This is a genomic window from Rhodococcus koreensis (assembly GCF_900105905.1).
GTDB lineage: Bacteria > Actinomycetota > Actinomycetes > Mycobacteriales > Mycobacteriaceae > Rhodococcus_F > Rhodococcus_F koreensis.
The window spans coordinates 2,781,463-2,799,919 of record NZ_FNSV01000005.1 but is presented as its reverse complement, the minus strand read 5'-3'; the positions used below and the strand labels follow the sequence as shown (position 1 = coordinate 2,799,919).

The following is an 18,457-nucleotide window of genomic DNA, read 5'->3' as shown; positions in this document are numbered from 1 at the left end:
TACGGCCCGCGTTCGGGCCGTTCGGCAAGTGGTAGATCGGGGGGACGGATAGTGGGCTCGGGGTTCCCGCGTAAGGCTGCAGGTGAACTCGATTCGCGTGCCTTCCCGCTCTCGCATGCCCAAAAGGGGTTGTGGTTCGCGCAGCAGTTGGACCCGACCGTTGCCATACTCGTCGCGCAGTACGTCGAGCTCCGTGGGCCGGTGGACGTCGGCGCGTTGAAATGGGCGTCCGAGCAAGGCTCGTTCGACATCGAGTCACCCGGTGTGCGGCTCGTCGACCACGCGGGTGAGCCGTATCAGTTGGCGGACGAGACGATCGACGACGAACTCGCGTACATCGACTTGCGGTCCCACGAAGATCCGGTGGCCCAGGCGCACCGGTGGATGGACGAGCGCCGCCGCAGGCCCATGTCGGTGTACCGGGATCGCCTGATCTCCGCGACCCTGCTGCACGTCGGCGGCGACCACTACTTCCTCACCACGTTCGCGCACCATCTGATCCTCGACGGCTACGGCGCCATGGTGCTGATGAACCGGGTGGCCGAGCTGTACACGCATGCGGTGGATCGCACGGAGGCTCCCGTGTCGAAGGCCGTGCCGCTGCGGGAACTGTACGAATCCGAGGATGCGTACCCGCGGTCCCGCCGCTTCGAGATCGACCGCGAGTACTGGTCCGAACGAACGAAGGACCTGCCCGAGCCGTCCCGATTGACCGACCGGGACAGCGCCCCGTCGGCGGTGTCGTTGCTCGCCAGCGAGGTGATGGACCCGGTCGTCGTCGACGAGCTGAAAGCGCTGGCGCAGGAGTGGAATTCGTTCGAGGTGCCGATCGTGGTCGCGGCGTTCGCGGCATTCCTCGCGCGGATGACGGGCAATTCGGATGTCGTGCTGAGTCTTCCGGTGTCGGCCCGCACCACCGCGGGCGCGCGCCGTTCGGGTGGCAGCGTGGCCAACATCGTTCCACTCCGGATCGAGGTGGATCCACGCGGGACCACACACGACCTGGTGCGTCGTGTCCAACTGGAACTCACCGGTGCGCTGCGGCACCAGCGTTTCCGCTACGAAGACATACTCCACGACATGCGGTCGACGTCGCGCGTCGGCCGCGGCTTCGGGCCGATGGTCAACATCATGATGTTTCACACCGAGACGTGGTGGGGTGACGTACTCGGCGAATTGAACGTTCTCACGGCCGGTCCGGTCGACGACCTCGCGGTGGCGATCTATCCCGGTGCGGCCGGGCAGAACGTCCGCGTGGACTTCGAGGGCAACCCCGCCGTCTACGAGCGAGAAGAACTCGCGGGCCACCACGCGAGATTTCTGGACTATCTGGGTGGATTCGTGGGCGCGGACGCCGACGCGGCCGTGGGTAGCCTGCCGCTGCTCGTCCGAAACGAACTCGACGCGCTGATCCCTCTCGACGGTCCTGCGTCGGCGGACCCGCTCAAACTTCCGGACTTGCTGGACCTGACAGTGGATTCCGACACGGTCGCGGTCCGCTGCGGCGACGTCGAGATGACCTACCGCGCTCTGCACGAGCGATCGAATCGGCTCGCCCGCAGACTGCTCGCACAAGGGGTCGGCGTCGGCAACCGCGTTGCGTTGATGCTGCCGCGCTCGATCGAACAGGTGGTGGCGGTGTGGGCCGTCGCGCGGTGTGGTGCGGCGTTCGTCCCGGTGGACCCGGACTATCCCGCCGAACGCGTCGCGCACATGATCGACGAATCCGGCGTCACCATCGCCGTCGCCGTCGATCCGGGGGTGGTGCCCACGGGTGTCCGCTGGGTGGATGTCGCCGACGCCCCGGGGGACGGCACACCGGTCGCCGATGCGGAATTGGCACATCCCGTCAGGCTGGACAATGCCGCCTACGTCATCTACACGTCCGGCTCGGTGGGGGCGCCGCGCGGAATCACGATGCCGCACCGAGGACTTGCGAATCACGCGGCCGCAGTGCGGCGTCTCTACGCGGCGGATTCCCGGTCGCGGGTGCTGATGTGCGCGTCGCCCTCCTACGACGCCTCGATACACGAACTGCTGGTCGCGGTTACCGCGGGCGCCACGTTGGTGATCGCGCCGCCGCCGGTGCGCGGAGGAAAGGCCATGGCCGACCTGCTGCGCCGTGAGCGAATCACCCACTGGACCACGACACCGGCCATCCCGGCACAGATGGACCCGGCCGGACTGCCCGACCTCGAGGTACTCGCCGTAGCAGGTGAGGTCTGCCCGCCGGAACTGGCGGCGCGGTGGGGCGTCGACCGCACGGTCCTGAACCTGTACGGGCCGACGGAGGTCACCGTGTGGGCAACGGCCACCGAGCCGCTGGTCCCCGGTTCCCGTCCCACGATCGGGCGACCGATCGAGGGAGTGTCGGCAGTCGTGCTGGACCGCTTCCTGCAGCCCGTGCCGGCAGGGGTGGTGGGCGAGCTGTATCTGTCCGGTCCCGGGGTGGGTCGCGGATACCTGGAGCGGCCGGGTGCGAGCGCGACACGTTTCGTCGCGAACCCGTTCACGACCGACCTGCAGCGCATGTATCGGACCGGCGATCTCGTGCGGTGGTCGAAGAACCACGAGCTGGAATTCGTCGATCGTGCCGACGATCAGGTGAAGATCCGCGGATTCCGGGTCGAATTGGGCGAGATCACTGCGGTTCTCGGCCGGCATCCGGGAGTCGACACGGCGATCGCGGTGGCCCACGACCGGAACGGCGAGTTGGCAGTGGACGGCTATGTTCACGGCACCGGCCTGGACCCCGACGACGTGCTCGCCGGGGTGGCCGAGCGACTGCCGGCGTACATGGTGCCGTCGACGGTCACCGTCCTCGATGCCGTGCCGCTCACGCCGAGCGGCAAGGTCGATCGATCCGCGTTGCCTGTTCCGGCGCCGTACGACCACGAGTTGCGTTACTGGAAAAGGCAACTCGAGTGCCTGCCGCCGTTGTCGCTGCCGGAAGCCCGTGAAGTCTCGGACGATGCCGGGGCGTTCAGCGGCCGGGTTCCGTTCGCCGTGGAGCCCGCCCTGTGCCGGCGAGTGCACGAACTGGCGGCCGAACAGGCGGTCTCACCGTTCACGATCGTCCACGCCGTGGTCGCGGTGTTGCTGTCCGTCGTGAGCGGTGCGGACGACCTCGCCATCGGAGCGGTCCTCCCGGACGGCCACACCGGCGGCGACGACTGCGAGCCGCTGGTGCTGCGCAGCAGACTCGATCCGCAACTGACGTTCGATGAGTTCCTGCTGGAGACGCACCGCGTCGAGCAGGCCGCCCGAGCACACGGCGACGTGCCGTTCACGCACGTGGTCGACGTTGCCGGGAAGGAACTTTCGACCGGCCGTCACCCGCTCTTCCAGGTGATGCTGTCGGTGGACGCGGAGCCGGAACGGGAGTTCGACGGCCTGGATCTGGTGGTGACGCTGCGTGGCCGACTCGACGGCGACCGGTTCGAGGGGGTGTTGCGTTACGCAGCGCACCGTTTCGAGCGGCGGACGGTGGAGCAGTGGGCCCGGCGGCTACACCGACTCCTCGTGGTGGTCGCCGAGAACCCTGGCGTCGCGCTCAGCGCGATCGACCTGCTGACACCGGAAGAGCGGGCCCTGGCCGTCGGGGGAACGCAGGATTCTGCGCACGACGTCGCGTCGCTGTCCGAGGTCTTGCGCCGGCGCGTTACCGACAGCCCGGACGCCGTCGCCGTCACGTGCGGTGGGGAGGCGGTCTCCTATGCCGAGGTCGACCGCCGGTCCGCCGTTCTGGCGCGGGCACTGAACGGCTCCGGGATCGGCGATTCGAGCATCGTCGCGGTCGGACTGTCGAATCCGGTCGACAGCGTGGTCGCCCACATTGCCGTGCTGCGGTCGGGTGCGACCTGCCTGCCCCTGAGCCCCGACCACCCGACCGAACGCATTCGGTACCTGCTGGCCGACGTGGTGCCCACCCTGATGCTGATCAGTCGCGCCGACGCCGACGCGATTCCGCACGGCGGGTACCCGACCGTCCTGCTGGACGACGTCGAGTTCGGCGAAGACGGCGCACCCGACGTCACGGCACCGGAACCGGGACCGATCCACCCGGACCGGGTCGCCTACGTGCTCTGCCCCGTGGGCTCGGAACCGGTCGCGGTGACCCACGCGAATGTCCTGGCGCGGGTGCGGTCGGGCAACGACGGCGACGGCGTCGTCGCCGACCTGTGGGCGCCACTCGTCGAGGGCGGAACGGTGGGGCCCCACCGCGGAGAGCGCGGGCCCGCGCAACCCACCTACCTCGACGCCGGGTCCCGCGTCTACGTGCTGGACAGGGCGTTGCGACCCGTCCCGCCCGGGACGGTCGGGGAACTGTATGTGGGAGGCCAGCAGGTGGCCCGGGGATTTCACCGTCGGCCCCCGAGTACCGCCGGACGGTTCGTGGCCGACCCGTTCGTGCCGACGGGTACGGGGGACGCCGGGGGAGTGCGGATGTACCGCACCGGGGACCGGGGGCGGTACGTCGACGGACGACTGGAGCGGCTGCCCCGCTCGTCCGGCGACAGCAGCCTCGCACGGTGGCAGCGGGCGCTGCGCGGCGTCGGTTCGTCGTCGCCGGTGCCCACGGACCGGATGGTCGGGGGAATTGCGTCTCCGTCGGACTGCGTGCACGAGTTCTCGATCGACTCCGATCGCCACGAGGCCGCCGCACGGCTGGCGCGCGAACAGGGCGTGACGCTGTTCACGGTGCTGCGGGCCACTCTCGCAATCCTTCTCGCCCGCATCGGTGTTCACCGGGACATCGTGATCGGCGGCGAGGCGGGGCTGACGGGAGACCGGGCGAACACGGTGGCGTTGCGGACCCGCGTCACCCCCGCCATGTCGTTTCTCGAGGTCCTCGAGCAGGTCCGGAGCTTCGACGTTGCGGCGTTCCAGCACGCGGACGTGCCGTTCGAGGCACTCGCCGACCTGCTCGGTGGCGAGCGGCCGCAGGTGTCGCTCGCGCTCACGCCGACGTCCGAGAACGGCACCGTTCCGACGCCGTTCGATCTGGCGTTCACGTACTCGGAGCGCTGGTCGGATCACGATCCCGCCGGAGTGGACGGTGTGGTCACCTACACGCCTTCGCTGTTCGACGCCGCCACCGTCCGGTCGCTGGCCGAGTTGTTCGTGGATGTCCTGGCCGCGGGCACCGACCGTCCCGGGATCGAAGTGGGCAGCATCGGCCTCGCTGCCGGCGCAGTCCTCGACGGCGGCGAACCGTCGGCACCGAGAACGCTGTCCGACATTCTCACCGGCACCGCCCGCGACTTCCCGGACGCGCAGGCGCTCTCCGACGGCACCGTGACCCTCACCTACCGTGACCTCGACGCACGCTCCGATTCGCTCGCGCATGTCCTGATCGACGCGGGTGCGCGCCCGGGCCGCGTGATCGCGCTCGCCCTGCCGAGGTCGGTGGACTTCATGATCGCACTGTGGGCCATCACCAAGACCGGTGCCGCCTTCGTCCCGGTGGATCCGACGCATCCGGCGGAACGTCTGGAACGGGTGCTGACCGAGGCCGACGTGTGCATCGGGGTCGGGGCGATGCCGGTGGGCGGTTCCCGGATCACGTGGCTGCCGGTCACGGCGGGCGACTATCTGAACGGGGTTCCGCCGGTGCATGTTCCGGTGCATCCGGACGAGGTGGCGTACGTCATCTACACGTCGGGCTCCACCGGGACGCCCAAGGGCGTGATGGTGCCGCACCGCGGGGTGTCCTCGCTGACCGGGGAAGCGGTGCGCCGGTACCGGGTCGCGCCGGACTCGCGGGTGCTCCACGCCTACAACCCCACGTTCGACGCCGCGCTCCTGGAGGCGCTGCTCGCGTTCGGTTCCGGTGCCTGCCTGGTGGTCGCCCCCGCCGAGGTGTATGCGGGACCGGATCTGCAGCGGGTGCTTGTGGAACACCGGGTGAGCCATTACCTTTCAACACCGGCGGTGCTGTCTTCGCTGAGCGTGGACGGGCTCGAGCACATCGAAGTCGTCGCGGTCGGCGGCGAGGCGCTGCATCCGGATCTCGCCGCGGCGTGGAGCGACGGCCGGCGGATGCTCAACGCCTACGGGCCGACGGAGTCGACCGTCGTGGCCACCCTTGCCGCGGTCGACGGCCACGTGACCATCGGCGGGCCGATTTCCGGCACCACCGGCCAAGTCCTCGACGACCGGCTACGCCCGGTTCCCGTCGGTGCGATCGGCGAACTGTACCTGTCCGGTTCCGGGCTGGCCCGCGGCTACGTCGGCGACCCCGGGCGGTCCGCGGTGCGTTTCGTCGCGGCGGCAGGCGGTGTCCGCATGTACCGCACCGGCGACCTGGTGCATCGTCGCGCCGACGGCAATCTGCAGTTCATCGCGCGAGTGGACCGCCAGGTGAAGATTCGTGGTGTCCGCATCGAACCGGGGGAGGTCGACGCGGTGATCAGCCGGGTCGCCGAAGTCGACGGTGCGATCACGGTGGCACGGCCCAACGCGGCAGGAGCCGACGCATTGGTGTCGTACGTCGTGCCCCGCGGTTCCCTCGATGTGGAGTTGTTGCGCAAGAGACTCGAAGACGTGTTGCCGTCGTACCTGGTGCCGTCCGCAATCGTGGTGCTCGACGCGTTTCCCCTGAACCCCTCGGGCAAGATCGACGTGAAGGCGCTGCCGGCGCCGGTACTCGAGTCGCGGGTCTTCCGGGCACCCGAGTCGGCGGTGCAGGAGACCGTCGTCGCCGTGTTCGCCGAGGTTCTCGCCGTGGAGCAGGTCGGGCTGGACGACGAATTCTTCGCGCTGGGCGGCAACTCGCTGATCGCGACGCAGGCGGCCGCACGGTTGGGTGAGGCGTTGAACGCGCACGTGCCGGTCCGGATGCTGTTCGAGGCACCGACGGTGGAAGCGCTGGCCGAGGAGGTGTCTACGCTGCTCGGCACGGGCAACCGTCCGGTCCTGTCGCAGCGGCCCCGTCCGGAACATGTTCCCCTGTCGCCTGCGCAGCAGCGGATGTGGTTCCTGAGCCGCTTCGACCCGGCGTCCCCGGCGTACAACATCCCGCTGGCCGTTCGGGTGACCGGAGACCTGAACGTGCCCGCCCTGCAGCAGGCGCTGCGCGACGTGCTGGAACGGCACGAATCGCTGCGAACCGTGTTCCCGGAACACGACGGCGAACCGGTGCAGGTCGTGTTGCCCGCAGAACGCGTCGAACTGGACCTCTCCCCGATGACCGTCACGGCGGACGTCGTGGACGCTCACGTGCTTTCCGTCCTCGCCCGGGGATTCGACGTCTCGGCCTCGGTCCCGATCCGAGCGCGACTTCTCCAGGTCAGCGAACACGAACTGATCGTGGTCGTCGTGGTGCACCACATCAGTGCGGACGGCGTCTCGATGGCACCGCTGGGCCGGGACGTGGCGACGGCGTATCTGGCGCGGACGCGGGGGGAAAGCCCCGGGTGGGCGCCGCTCGAGGTTCAGTACGCCGACTTCGCGCTGTGGCAGCGGGAGGTGCTGGGCGACGAACACGACCCGGACTCTCTGGCGGCGACCCAGTTCGACTACTGGACGCGCACGCTCGCGGGGATCCCCGAATTCCTCGCACTGCCGACCGATCGCCCACGCCCGGCGGTGCGTACCCATCGGGGTGCCGCCGCGCCGGTGGCCATCGACGCCGACACCCATCGCCGTCTCGGTGAGATTGCGCAGCAGCACAATACGACACTGTTCATGGTGGTACACGCCGCTCTGTCGGTGTTGCTGGCACGGGTGACGGGAACCTCGGACATCGTGATCGGCACACCGGTCGCGGGCCGCGGTGAGCGGGTGCTCGACGACGTCGTCGGCATGTTCGTCAACACGCTGGTGCTGCGGACGGAGATCGATCCCGGCGCCTCCCTCCTCGACGTGCTGGAACAGGTTCGTCAGACCGATCTGGACGCGATGGCGCACGCGGACGTACCGTTCGAGCGTCTGGTCGAGATTCTGAACCCGGTTCGTTCCCAATCATATTCGTCCCTCTTTCAGGTCATGCTCGCGTTCCAGAACCAGGCGCCGGCGGTACTGGAACTGCCGGGTCTGACCCTCGCGCCGCTCAAGATCGACACGCACGTCACCAAGTTCGACCTCGACTTCTCGCTCTCGGACAACTACGACGCGAACGGTGCCCCTGCCGGCATCGCCGGGAGCCTCACGTACTCCACCGAACTGTTCGACTCCGAGACGGCGGAACGGCTCGCGCGGAGTGTGATCCGCGTCGTCGAGGCGTTCGCAACGCAACCGCGGCAACAGGTCTGCGACGTGTCGCTGCTGACGGGCGACGAGACGGCCCGGATGCTGGGGGCGTGGAATGCGACGGACGCGGCGTCGGACACGGCGACTCTGGTGGATCTCCTCGATGCCCAGGTGGCCCGCACCCCGGGCGCGGTCGCCGTCGCGTTCGAGGACGAAGTGCTGACGTACGGCGAACTCGACGCGCGGGCCAACCGCCTCGCGAGAATACTCGTGGAGCGGGGAACGGGCCCGGACTCCCTCGTGGCGCTCGTGTTCGAACGGTCGACGGAGATGATCGTCGGAATGTGTGCCGTCCTCCGCGCCGGCGGCGGCTATGTGCCGATCGACCCCGAACACCCGGCAGGGCGTATCGCCGACGTGCTGGACTCCGCGGCACCCGATCTGGTGCTCACCACCTCGTGGACCCGCGGCTGCCTGCCGCCCGGCGTCGCGCACGTCGACGTCGACACCGTCGATCTGTCCGGGTTCGATGCGCACCCGATCCGCGATGCCGACCGGGTGCGCCCGCTGCGGCCGCAGAACACGGCCTACGTTCTGTTCACGTCGGGATCCACGGGCCGACCCAAGGGTGTGACGGTCAGTCACGCCGCGATCGTGAATCAGCTGCGCTGGCTGACCGAGGAGTACGGGGTCACCGCGAACGATCGCGGAATTCTCAAGGCGCCGTACACCTTCGACGTGTCCGTGTGGGAGGTCTTCCTGCCCCTGGTCGTGGGTGCCCGGCTGGTGGTGACGCGCCCCGGCGGGCATCGTGAACTCGACTATCTGGCCGCCGTGATCCGCGAACACCGGATCACGATGATGCATTTCGTGCCGTCGGTGCTGGCCGCGTTCCTCGCGACGGGCGAGGGGGAGACACTGTCCTCGCTGCGGCACCTGTATGTGGGCGGCGAGGAGATGCCGGCCGAGCTGGCGGAGGACGTGATCGCTCTGCGGCCGGGCGCATTCCACAATACGTATGGTCCCACCGAGGCGGCGATCACCACGACCGCGTTCGAGCTGCGCGAATCCGTGGAGGCGCGGGTGCCGATCGGTGCGCCGGTGCGGAACACCCAGGCGTACGTGCTGGACGCGTGGCTTCGTCCGGTCCCGGTGGGGGTTGCCGGTGAGCTCTACCTCGGTGGCGACCAACTCGCCCGCGGCTATGTGGAGCGGAGCGCGCTCACCGCGGAACGCTTCGTGGCCGACCCCTTCGGGCGGCAGGGAACCCGCCTCTACCGCACCGGTGATCGCGTGAAATGGGCCCGAGAGGGTCAGCTGGTGTATCTGGGCCGCACCGATCTCCAGGTCAAGCTGCGTGGACTGCGAATCGAACTGCGGGAGGTCGAGGCGGTGCTGGAGGCGGCCGCGGGTGTGTCCCGGGCAGCCGTGGCACTGGTCTCCGACGAACGGGGCGGTGACCACCTCGTCGGTTACGTCGTCGCCGAGCAGGGCCTGCAGATCGATACTCACGACGTGACGGCCTCTGCGCGAGAGCGGCTCCCGTCGTACATGGTGCCGTCGCAGATCATGATTCTGGACGAGCTGCCGTTGGCGTCGGCCGGCAAACTCGACCGGCGTGCACTCCCGAAACCACGCTTCGAACCGCGCGCCTTCCGCGCCCCGAGCACGGACACCGAGGTCGCGGTGGCCACCGTCTTCGGTGAGCTGCTGGGCGTCGAGCGGGTGGGTGCCGACGACAATTTCTTCGAGCTGGGCGGAAACTCCCTCACGGCGGTGCGGGTGGTGCGTGCCCTCGAGGCGTCCACGGGTGTTGCGGTGTCGCTGCAGACGGTGATGACGGATCCGACGCCGAGTTCGATCGCCGCCCGCATGAGCTCAGCCGACCCGGAACGGGACGGGGCGCTCGACGTGGTGTTCCCCATCAGGACTGCGGGGGAGGGGCGCCCACTGTTCTGCATCCACCCGATCGTGGGACTCGCCTGGTGCTACACCGGTCTGACGTCGAGGATCGATCCCGATCGGCCGATCTACGGCCTGCAGTCACCGGCGATCGCGGGCGAGGACACGCCGCCGACGTCGATCGACGGCCTCGCCGCGAGGTACGTGCAGGAGATCCGCCGGATCCAGACCGACGGTCCGTACGACCTGCTGGGCTGGTCGCTCGGCGGCGTCCTCGCGCATGCCGTCGCGGTGCAACTGCAGGCTGCGGGTGAGGAAGTGGCGACCGTCGTGATGCTCGACAGTTACGCGCAGCAACCGGCCTCGAGGGACACCGAGATGCCGCTGAGCGTGAGCGACCTACTGGCGGGAATCGGTGTCGAGGGCGACGTGCCGGCGGCCGTCGCGGACATGGCACCCGAATCCGCGGTAGACCTGCTGGCCACCGCGGCGGGTGGGCCCATGGCCGTTCTCGGCCGCGACCAGATCGGGGTGCTTATCGAGAGTGCGGCGCACACGTGCGCGTTGCTGGACCACCACACCCCCGGGGTCTTTCGTGGCGACGTCGCGTTCTTCACCGCGGGTCGCGACGATCCGACGGGATCGGCGGCGGCCACGAGTTGGGCGCCCCATGTGACGGGCGCCGTCCGGAACCGCACCGTCGACAGCGCGCACTGGCACATGACGTCACCTAGCGTGCTGCGGGTGGTCGGATCGGCGTTGAGGCGCAGATAGCTCGACAGTCGCAGACGGCCGCTCAGTACCGGGAACGAAGTAGCTTCCTGCGGCGCCGCGTGGTTCGCCGCACCCACGGGCGGTCGCCGGTGGTCGCGAACGTCCATACGGCGATCGCGAGCGCCGCAACGGACAGGAGATCGGACACCGTGAGGCCGTGGGTGGCGTCGAATTCCCAGAGCACCTGGCCCTCGAGCGGGCCGTTGCCGAAGATCCAGACCACCGCGGCGACGACGGTGGCGCCGGCGGTCAGGCTGGAGGGGCGTGCAAGGCACAGTGTGGTCGCCGCGAACAGGAAGTGCATGAACACGAGTGGATAGAAGGGCAGCGCCATCCCGTCATTCTTCCAAGCTGCATCGGGATCGCGCACGGCGCGTCAGGCAACCGTACGGTCGGGAGGGTCGTTCTTACTTGTCGCGTCCTCTTTGGCGGGCAGTTCGTGCAGGTCTTTCTGCCGTATCGCTTTCCCGATGAGGATCGCGAGCGGCACCGACAGTGCTATCCACGCGAGCAGGACCCAGGCAATCCACCACACACATCGAGTATGCCCGCCCCCGGACGCGTGCCCAAGGGCGTCGGATGCGCCGCCGTCCGTGGGGACTGGTCGGTAGCGGAAATTCGGAAAAATTACCTGGTCATCGCCGGTTTGCCGTAGCGAGTTCGGGGCACCCCCTCGATAGGGATTGGTTCTCTTTTTCAAGGAGGTGGGTGATGACGACACCAGGTATGTCGATCGAGAGACACCCTGATATCGCCGAGTTGCGGGCTCGCTACGACCGAGTCTCGGAACAGCCGATGACACAGGTCACCGAGGGCCTGATGTTCATGGCAGGCCTGTACATGGCGGCGTCGCCGTGGATTGTCGGGTTCGCAAGCCAGTCTGGCCTGGCGATGTGCAACTTGCTGTCGGGTATTGCGGTGGCACTGCTTGCCGTCGGTTTCACGTCGGCCTACTCACGCACGCACGGCATGGCATTCGTCGCGCCGTTGCTCGGACTGTGGATGATCGTCAGCCCGTGGCTGGTCGTCGGAGTAACCACCACGGCGGGAATGATCTGGTCGAACGTGGTCTGCGGCATCGTCGTGTGTCTGCTGGGTCTCGGTATCACCGCCATGGGTATGGCGGACGGCGGCATGAGGATGAGGAGGAGGTAGACACGCACGTGCCCGCATGGGGATGGGGCACGAGCCGAAGAAGCGCCCGCCGGATCCGGTGGGCGCTTCGACTGCGTTCAGCTGGTCCCGCGTTCGGCTAGTTCTGTTTGAGGAACGCGTCGTGCTCTCCGTGGGCGCGTTTGATGAGGTCCAGGAGTGCGGTTTCCTCGCGGACCATCTTCTTGAATTTCGGGTCGAGTTTCTTGAGTTGTTCTTCCTCGTTGATCAACCTGTCGTACATGCGTTCGCGCTCGGCGAGGTCGGCGGTGTAGTCGAGGTCGAGGTAGTTGACGGCGTGCCGCCGGGCGCCGGCGATGGTGGACTGCGCCCTGCCTTTCTTGCTGGCGAGCGACGCGATCACGGTGATCACGAGGATGCCGATGATGACGCCCAGTGACACGAATGTGCTGATCTCGATGACGTTCACCGGTTCGCCGCTGTTGATGAACGGCAGGTTGTTCTCGTGCAGTGCGTGCAGGATCAGCTTGACCCCGATGAACGCGAGGATCGCCGCGAGTCCGTAGGACAGGTAGATGAGGCGGTCGAGGAGACCGTCGAGCAGGAAGTACAGCTGCCGCAGGCCCATCAGCGAGAACACGGTGGCGGTGAAGACGACGAAGACGTTCTGGGTGAGACCGAAGATCGCGGGGATGGAGTCGAGGGCGAACAGGAGGTCGGTGCCGCCGATCGCCACCATCACCAGCAGCATCGGCGTCATCATCCGCTTGCCGTTCTCGACGGTGAACAGCTTGTCGCCGTCGTACTGCTCGGTGGTGTGCATGAATTTCTTCGCGATGCGGATGATGAAGTTGTCGGCCGAGTGCGAGTCCTCGGTTTCGGGTCGCAGCAGGTTGCCGGCGGTGATCAGCAGGATGAGGCCGAAGAAGTAGAACACCCACGCGAACGAGTTGATGAGCGCGGCGCCGAGGAAGATGAACCCCGTCCGGGCGAAGATCGAGAACACGATGCCGAACAGCAGCACTTTCTGCTGGTCTTCCCGCGGCACCCGGAAGCTGGAGATGATGATGAGGAAGACGAAGAGGTTGTCGACGGACAGTGCCTTCTCCGTGACGTAGCCGGCGAAGTACTCCGTGCCCATGTCGACGCCGCCGAAGATCAGGACGGCGACACCGAAGAGCAGCGCGAGTCCGACGTAGATCGACGACCAGATCGCCGCTTCCTTCAGCGTCGGGATGTGCGCGTGGCGGACGTGGAAGAAGTAGTCGAACGCGAGCAGCGCGACGATCACCACGATCGTCAGAATCCAGGCGAAGGGAGTTACATGCACCGTTTCTGCCTCTCCGTCGAAGCGAATGCTCTGCTCGTCAGCGTAGCCCCGCGCACGGCGCGACTTGGCAGAACCGGCGCGGTCGCCGGGGCGGCACAGTTGCTGCCGCCCCGGCGATCGGGCTCAGTGTCGGTCGCCGAACACCGTCCGGTGCCAGTCCTTCCTGGCGGTTCCGGTGATGTCGGACATGACGTGCTTGACGTTCGTGTACTCGTCGAGCGAGTACGTCGACATGTCCTTGCCGTAACCGGACGCCTTGTACCCGCCGTGGGGCATTTCGCTGATGATGGGGATGTGGTCGTTGATCCACACGCAGCCCGCGGCGATGTCGCGGGAGGCGGTTTGCGCCCGGTACAGGTCCCGCGTCCACGCCGACGCCGCCAGCCCGAAGTCGGTGTCGTTGGCCAACGCGATGCCGTCCGCATCGTTTTCGAACGGCAGGACGACGAGGACGGGGCCGAAGATCTCGCGCTGCACGATCTCACTCGACTGGTCGGCGCCCACGACGAGCGTCGGCTCGTAGTAGAAGCCGGACGCGAGGTCGCCGCCGGGGACGGCACCGCCACGCACGATCTTCGCCCCGGTGTCGCGGGCGCGGTCGACGAACCCGGCGACGTGCTGCTGCTGCCGCCGCGACACCAACGGACCCATGTCGGTGCCGGGATCGGACGGGTCGCCGAGGCGGACGGTGTCCATGAGCGAGGCGACGCCGGCGACGAAATCGTCGAACAGCGGACGCTGCACGTAGGCGCGGGTGGCCGCGGTGCAGTCCTGGCCCGAGTTGATGAGCGCACCGGCGACGGCCCCGTTGATCGCCGCCTCCAGGTCGGCGTCGTCGAACACGACGAACGGAGCCTTCCCGCCCAGTTCCAGGTGCAGTCGCTTGCCGGCCGCGGCGGCCGCGATCTGCCGTCCCACGGGAGTCGATCCGGTGAAGCTGACCATGCTCACGTCCCGGTGCGACACCAGCGACGCGCCGGTGGTCGCGCCGCGGCCGGTGATGACGTTGACGACGCCGTCCGGCAGTCCGGCGCGGGTCGCCGCCTCGGCGAACAGCAGCGACGTCAGGGGAGTGATCTCCGCGGGTTTGAGCACGATGGTGTTGCCGGCGGCGACGGCGGGCAGGATCTTCCACGCCGCCATCTGCAGCGGATAGTTCCACGGCGAGATCGACCCGATCACCCCGACGGGTTCCCGGCGGATGCTGGACGTGTGGTCGGGCGAGTACTCACCCGACGCCTTTCCCTCCAGATTGCGGGCCGCGCCGGCGAAGAACGACACATTGTCGATCGACCCGGGGACGTCGAACTCGGTCGACAACTTGATCGGCTTGCCCGTCTGCCTGGTTTCGGTGGACGCGAGGTCGTCGGACATCTCGGTGAGTTCGGCGGCCCACCGCGTCAGGACGGTGGAACGCTCGCCCGGGCTCGTCGTGGACCATTGCGCGTACGCGGCTTTCGCGGTGGCGACCGCGTCGTCGACGTCGTCGACCGAGGCCTCGGTGCGCGACGAGATCACCTCACCGGTGGCCGGATCGAGCACCTCGTACCGTTCGGACGCTGCGCCGTCCCGGTAGCGGCCGCCGACGTACAGCCCGGGAAGGTCCTGGTGGTTCACAGCAGATTCCAGGCTTCGGTGAGGACGCTGCGCAGGATGGTTTCCATTTCGTCGAATTCGGTTTGCCCGCAGATCAGCGGCGGTGCGAGTTGGACGACCGGGTCGCCGCGGTCGTCGGCCCGGCAGTACAGGCCGGCGTCGAACAGGGCGATGGAGAGGAACCCGTGCAGGATCCGCTCGGCCTCGGCGTCGCTGAACGACTCCTTCGTGGTCTTGTCCTTGACCAGTTCGATGCCGTAGAAGAACCCCTCCCCGCGCACGTCCCCGACCATCGGCAGGTCGGTCAGTTTGTCGAGGGTGGCCCGGAACGCCGGCGCCTGCTCGGCGACGTGCGCGTTGAGGCCCTCGCGTTCGAAGATGTCCAGATTCGCCAGCGCCACCGCGGCGGAGACCGGGTGCCCGCCGAAGGTGTAGCCGTGCGCGAACATCGACGTCCCGTCCGCGAACGGTGCGAACAACCGGTCCGAGGCGATCATCGCCCCGATCGGCGAGTACCCCGAGGTCAGGCCCTTGGCGCAGGTGATGATGTCGGGCACGTACCCGAAGTCCTCGCACGCGAACATCGACCCGATCCTGCCGAACGCGCAGATCACCTCGTCCGAGACCAGCAGCACGTCGTACTCGTCGCAGATCTGCCGGACCCGTTCGAAGTAGCCGGGCGGGGGTGGGAAGCAGCCGCCGGCGTTCTGCACCGGTTCGAGGAAGACGGCGGCGACGGTGTCGGGGCCCTCGAATTCGATGGCCTCGGCGATCCGGTCGGCGGCCCAGATCCCGAATGCCTTCGGATCGGAGCCGAGGGGGTCGGGGGCGCGGTAGATGTTGGTGTTGGGGACCCGGAACGCGCCGGGGGTGAGCGGTTCGAACGGCGCCTTCAGCGCGGGGATGCCGGTGATCGCCAGCGCCCCTTGGGGGGTGCCGTGGTAGGCGATGGAGCGGGAGATGACCTTGTGTTTGCCGGGTTTGCCGACCTTCTTGAAGTACTGTTTGGCCAGTTTCCAGGCGCTTTCGACGGCCTCGCCGCCGCCGGTGGTGAAGAACACCCGGTTCAGATCGCCCGGGGCGTAGCCGGCGAGGCGTTCGGCGAGTTCGATGGCGGGTTCGGTGGCGTAGGACCAGAGCGGGAAGAACGCCAACTGTTCGGCCTGCTTGGCGGCGGCCTCGGCGAGCTCGGCCCGGCCGTGTCCGGCCTGGACGACGAACAGCCCGGACAGTCCGTCGAGGTAACTCTTACCGGTGGAGTCCCAGATCCGGGCGCCGTCGCCGCGGGTGATGATCGGCGGGGTGATGTTGTCCCCGTGCCGGGAGAAATGCCCCCACAGATGGCGGCGGGCGGACGCTTCGAGCTGCGCTGAGGTGCGCGAGGAGGTGGTTTCCGTAGTCATCGGGTTCCCCAATCATATTGCTGCTTGACAAGTTTCAGGTACACCATCGTCTCGGTGCCGAGCACGCCGGGAATGGTGCGAATCTCTTTGTTGAGCACGGTCAGGAGGTGGTCGTCGTTTTCGCACACGATCTCGGCCAGAATGTCGTAGGCGCCCGCCGTCAGCACGACGTAGTCGATGGCGTCGACGTCGGCGAGCCGGGCGGCGATCTCGGTGACGTCACCCGAGCAGCGGATCCCGACCATGGCCTGGCGTGAGAATCCCACTTGAACGGGGTCGGTGACCGCGACGATCTGCGTGACGCCGGTGTCGATCAGCTTCTGCACGCGTTGGCGTACAGCCGCTTCCGACAATCCGACGACCTTACCGATGGCCGAGTACGACCGTCGTCCATCCTCCTGAAGTTGCTCGATGATCTGCTTGGACACGGGATCGAGAGACGCGGGCTGCTCAGACATGGTCGAATCCTCCCTTGGTCACTGTGTCGAAGACAATCGGTGCTCACTGTGTCGAAGACAATCGGCTCGGACATTGTCGAAACTATCGCCTCTTCCCGGTGGCTTCGGCGCTCATCACTCGGGCACCTTCACTTCCGTGTCGGCGGTGAGGGTGCGTCCGCGGAAGAAGTTCCCGGTGCCGGTGGCGAAACACAGCAACATCAGGGGGATTCCGACGACCAGCATTCCGACGCCGAGAACGAACACGCCACCGAACGGGCCGAACGCGGTGAATCCGTAGTCGGGACGCAGCATGTCGACGGCGCTCTGAACGAAGGCCCACGTCATGCAGAGGGCCCCGAGCAGCGGGAAGATGCCGCGCATGAACAGATTCCGGGTCGAGTCGAACAGTGTCCGCCGGAAGTACCAGACGCAGGCGTAGGCGGTGATGCCGTAGTAGAACGCGACCGCGAGCCCGAGCGAGGCCACCGAATCCTGCAACGCGTTGGAACTGGCGAACGACAGCACCAGGTAGAACAGCAGCGCCGCCGCCCCCATGACGAGGGTTCCGAAGCCGGGTGTCATGTATCGGGGGTGCACGGACGCGAACCGTTTCGGCAGCGCCTCGTACACCGCCATCGACAGCGTTCCGCGCGCCGTCGGCAGGATGGTCGTCTGGGTGGAGGAGAGCGCGGAGATCGACACCGTCAGCAGCAGCAGCGACGCGGCCACCGGCCCCGCGACCGGCCCGCCCAGGGTGGTCAGCACGTCGTCGACGTTCTCGGGGTTGTTCAGTCCGATCCCGGTGTCGCCGAACCCGGCGAACGACTGGACCGCGTATCCGACCAGGACGTACGTGGCCACGAGAATCACCGTCGTCAGCACCGCGGCCCGGCCCGGTGTCCGCTCGGAATCCTTCGTCTCCTCACCCACGGCGAGGCAGGCGTCCCACCCCCAGTAGATGAAGATGCACAGGATGATCGCCTGCGCGGCACTCGACATCGAGACACCGGTCGGGATGATCCAGTCGAGTTGCGGGGTGACCGCCTGCGGGCCCGCGGTGCCGCCGAACACCTTCGATAGCGCGAGGACGCTGACACCGATGAGGACGGCGAACTGCACGGCGATCAGGACGTTCTGCAGCCGTTCGCTGATGAGGATGCCGCGGAAACTGACGTACGTCATGGCCGCGATGAAGAAACACCCCAACAGCACCTTCGCGGCGAGCGACTCGGCCGCCGCGTGCAACCCGAGAACCTCGAACAGGTAGATCGCGGCGATCTCCGCGGTGTTGGCGAGGACGATGATCGCGGACACGGCGAGCCCCCACCCCGCCATCCATCCCACCCACGGACCGAACGCCTTGGTGCCCCACGTGAACGAGGTCCCGCAGTCCGGGGTGTCCCGATTCAGCTCGCGATAGGCGAACGCCGTGAGCAGCATCGGAATGAAGGCGACGAGGAACATCGACGGCGCCTTCTCGCCAACCGCCAGCACGACGTATCCCAGCGTCGCGGCGAGGCTGTAGGCCGGCGCGACGGACGAAAGCCCGATCACCGTGTTGCCGATCAATCCCAGTGCGCCGCTGTTGAGCCCCTTCGCGGGGCCGAGCGGATCGGGGGTCTGGGTCTTCAAGGGGGGTGGTTCGGCAATGCTCATTCATACTCCCTCGAGGTGTGGCTGTGGGTTTGAGTGCCCGGGCAGGTGTG

9 protein-coding genes are annotated in these 18,457 nt (G+C 67.7%); 2 read left to right on the top strand and 7 right to left on the bottom strand.

Annotated features, from left to right (window positions below):
* Nucleotides 1-51: 51 nt before the first annotated feature.
* Nucleotides 52-10,869, top strand: a complete 10,818-nt coding sequence (locus BLV94_RS17480) for an amino acid adenylation domain-containing protein (RefSeq protein WP_072937496.1) — start codon at nt 52-54, stop codon at nt 10,867-10,869.
* Nucleotides 10,870-10,891: 22 nt separating this feature from the next.
* Here BLV94_RS17480 and BLV94_RS17475 read toward each other — a convergent pair whose 3' ends face one another.
* Both BLV94_RS17475 and BLV94_RS49585 read right to left on the bottom strand, forming a co-directional pair.
* Nucleotides 10,892-11,203, bottom strand: coding sequence for a hypothetical protein (locus BLV94_RS17475; RefSeq protein ID WP_072937495.1), 312 nt, complete (start codon nt 11,201-11,203; stop codon nt 10,892-10,894).
* Nucleotides 11,204-11,245: 42 nt separating this feature from the next.
* On the bottom strand, nt 11,246-11,404 hold the full coding sequence (locus BLV94_RS49585) for a hypothetical protein (protein ID WP_167372168.1): 159 nt from the start codon (nt 11,402-11,404) through the stop codon (nt 11,246-11,248).
* Nucleotides 11,405-11,580: 176 nt separating this feature from the next.
* Between BLV94_RS49585 and BLV94_RS17470 the strand changes: the two genes are divergently transcribed.
* Nucleotides 11,581-12,024: an SPW repeat protein gene (locus tag BLV94_RS17470; protein WP_072937494.1), complete on the top strand. Its 444-nt coding sequence runs from the start codon at nt 11,581-11,583 to the stop codon at nt 12,022-12,024.
* A gap of 97 nt (nt 12,025-12,121) precedes the next feature.
* On the opposite strand, the gene BLV94_RS17465 is transcribed toward BLV94_RS17470, so the two are convergent.
* From BLV94_RS17465 to BLV94_RS17445, 5 genes are all read right to left on the bottom strand, one after another.
* Nucleotides 12,122-13,312: a TerC family protein gene (locus BLV94_RS17465; RefSeq protein ID WP_072937493.1), complete on the bottom strand. Its 1,191-nt coding sequence runs from the start codon at nt 13,310-13,312 to the stop codon at nt 12,122-12,124.
* 123 nt (nt 13,313-13,435) lie between these two features.
* Complete coding sequence (locus BLV94_RS17460; protein WP_072937492.1) at nt 13,436-14,929, bottom strand: gamma-aminobutyraldehyde dehydrogenase; 1,494 nt, start codon at nt 14,927-14,929, stop codon at nt 13,436-13,438.
* Nucleotides 14,926-16,311, bottom strand: coding sequence for an aspartate aminotransferase family protein (locus tag BLV94_RS17455; RefSeq protein ID WP_072937491.1), 1,386 nt, complete (start codon nt 16,309-16,311; stop codon nt 14,926-14,928). Before BLV94_RS17455 ends, BLV94_RS17460 begins: the two co-directional genes overlap by 4 nt.
* Nucleotides 16,308-16,769 (bottom strand): Lrp/AsnC family transcriptional regulator, encoded by a 462-nt coding sequence (locus tag BLV94_RS17450; protein WP_009478710.1) that lies wholly within the window; start codon nt 16,767-16,769, stop codon nt 16,308-16,310. Before BLV94_RS17450 ends, BLV94_RS17455 begins: the two co-directional genes overlap by 4 nt.
* Nucleotides 16,770-16,883: 114 nt before the next feature.
* A complete protein-coding gene (locus BLV94_RS17445) occupies nt 16,884-18,407 on the bottom strand; it encodes an APC family permease (RefSeq protein ID WP_072937490.1) in 1,524 nt (507 codons plus the stop codon).
* Nucleotides 18,408-18,457: the final 50 nt, after the last annotated feature.

Excerpts from the sequence above, each read along its gene's own strand:
- BLV94_RS17445 (WP_072937490.1), bottom strand. The coding sequence starts at position 18,407 with ATGAGCATTGCCGAACCACCCCCCTTGAAGACCCAGACCCCCGATCCG.
- BLV94_RS17470 (WP_072937494.1), top strand. The coding sequence starts at position 11,581 with ATGACGACACCAGGTATGTCGATCGAGAGACACCCTGATATCGCCGAG.
- BLV94_RS17475 (WP_072937495.1), bottom strand. The coding sequence starts at position 11,203 with ATGGCGCTGCCCTTCTATCCACTCGTGTTCATGCACTTCCTGTTCGCG.
- BLV94_RS17450 (WP_009478710.1), bottom strand. The coding sequence starts at position 16,769 with ATGTCTGAGCAGCCCGCGTCTCTCGATCCCGTGTCCAAGCAGATCATC.
- BLV94_RS17455 (WP_072937491.1), bottom strand. The coding sequence starts at position 16,311 with ATGACTACGGAAACCACCTCCTCGCGCACCTCAGCGCAGCTCGAAGCG.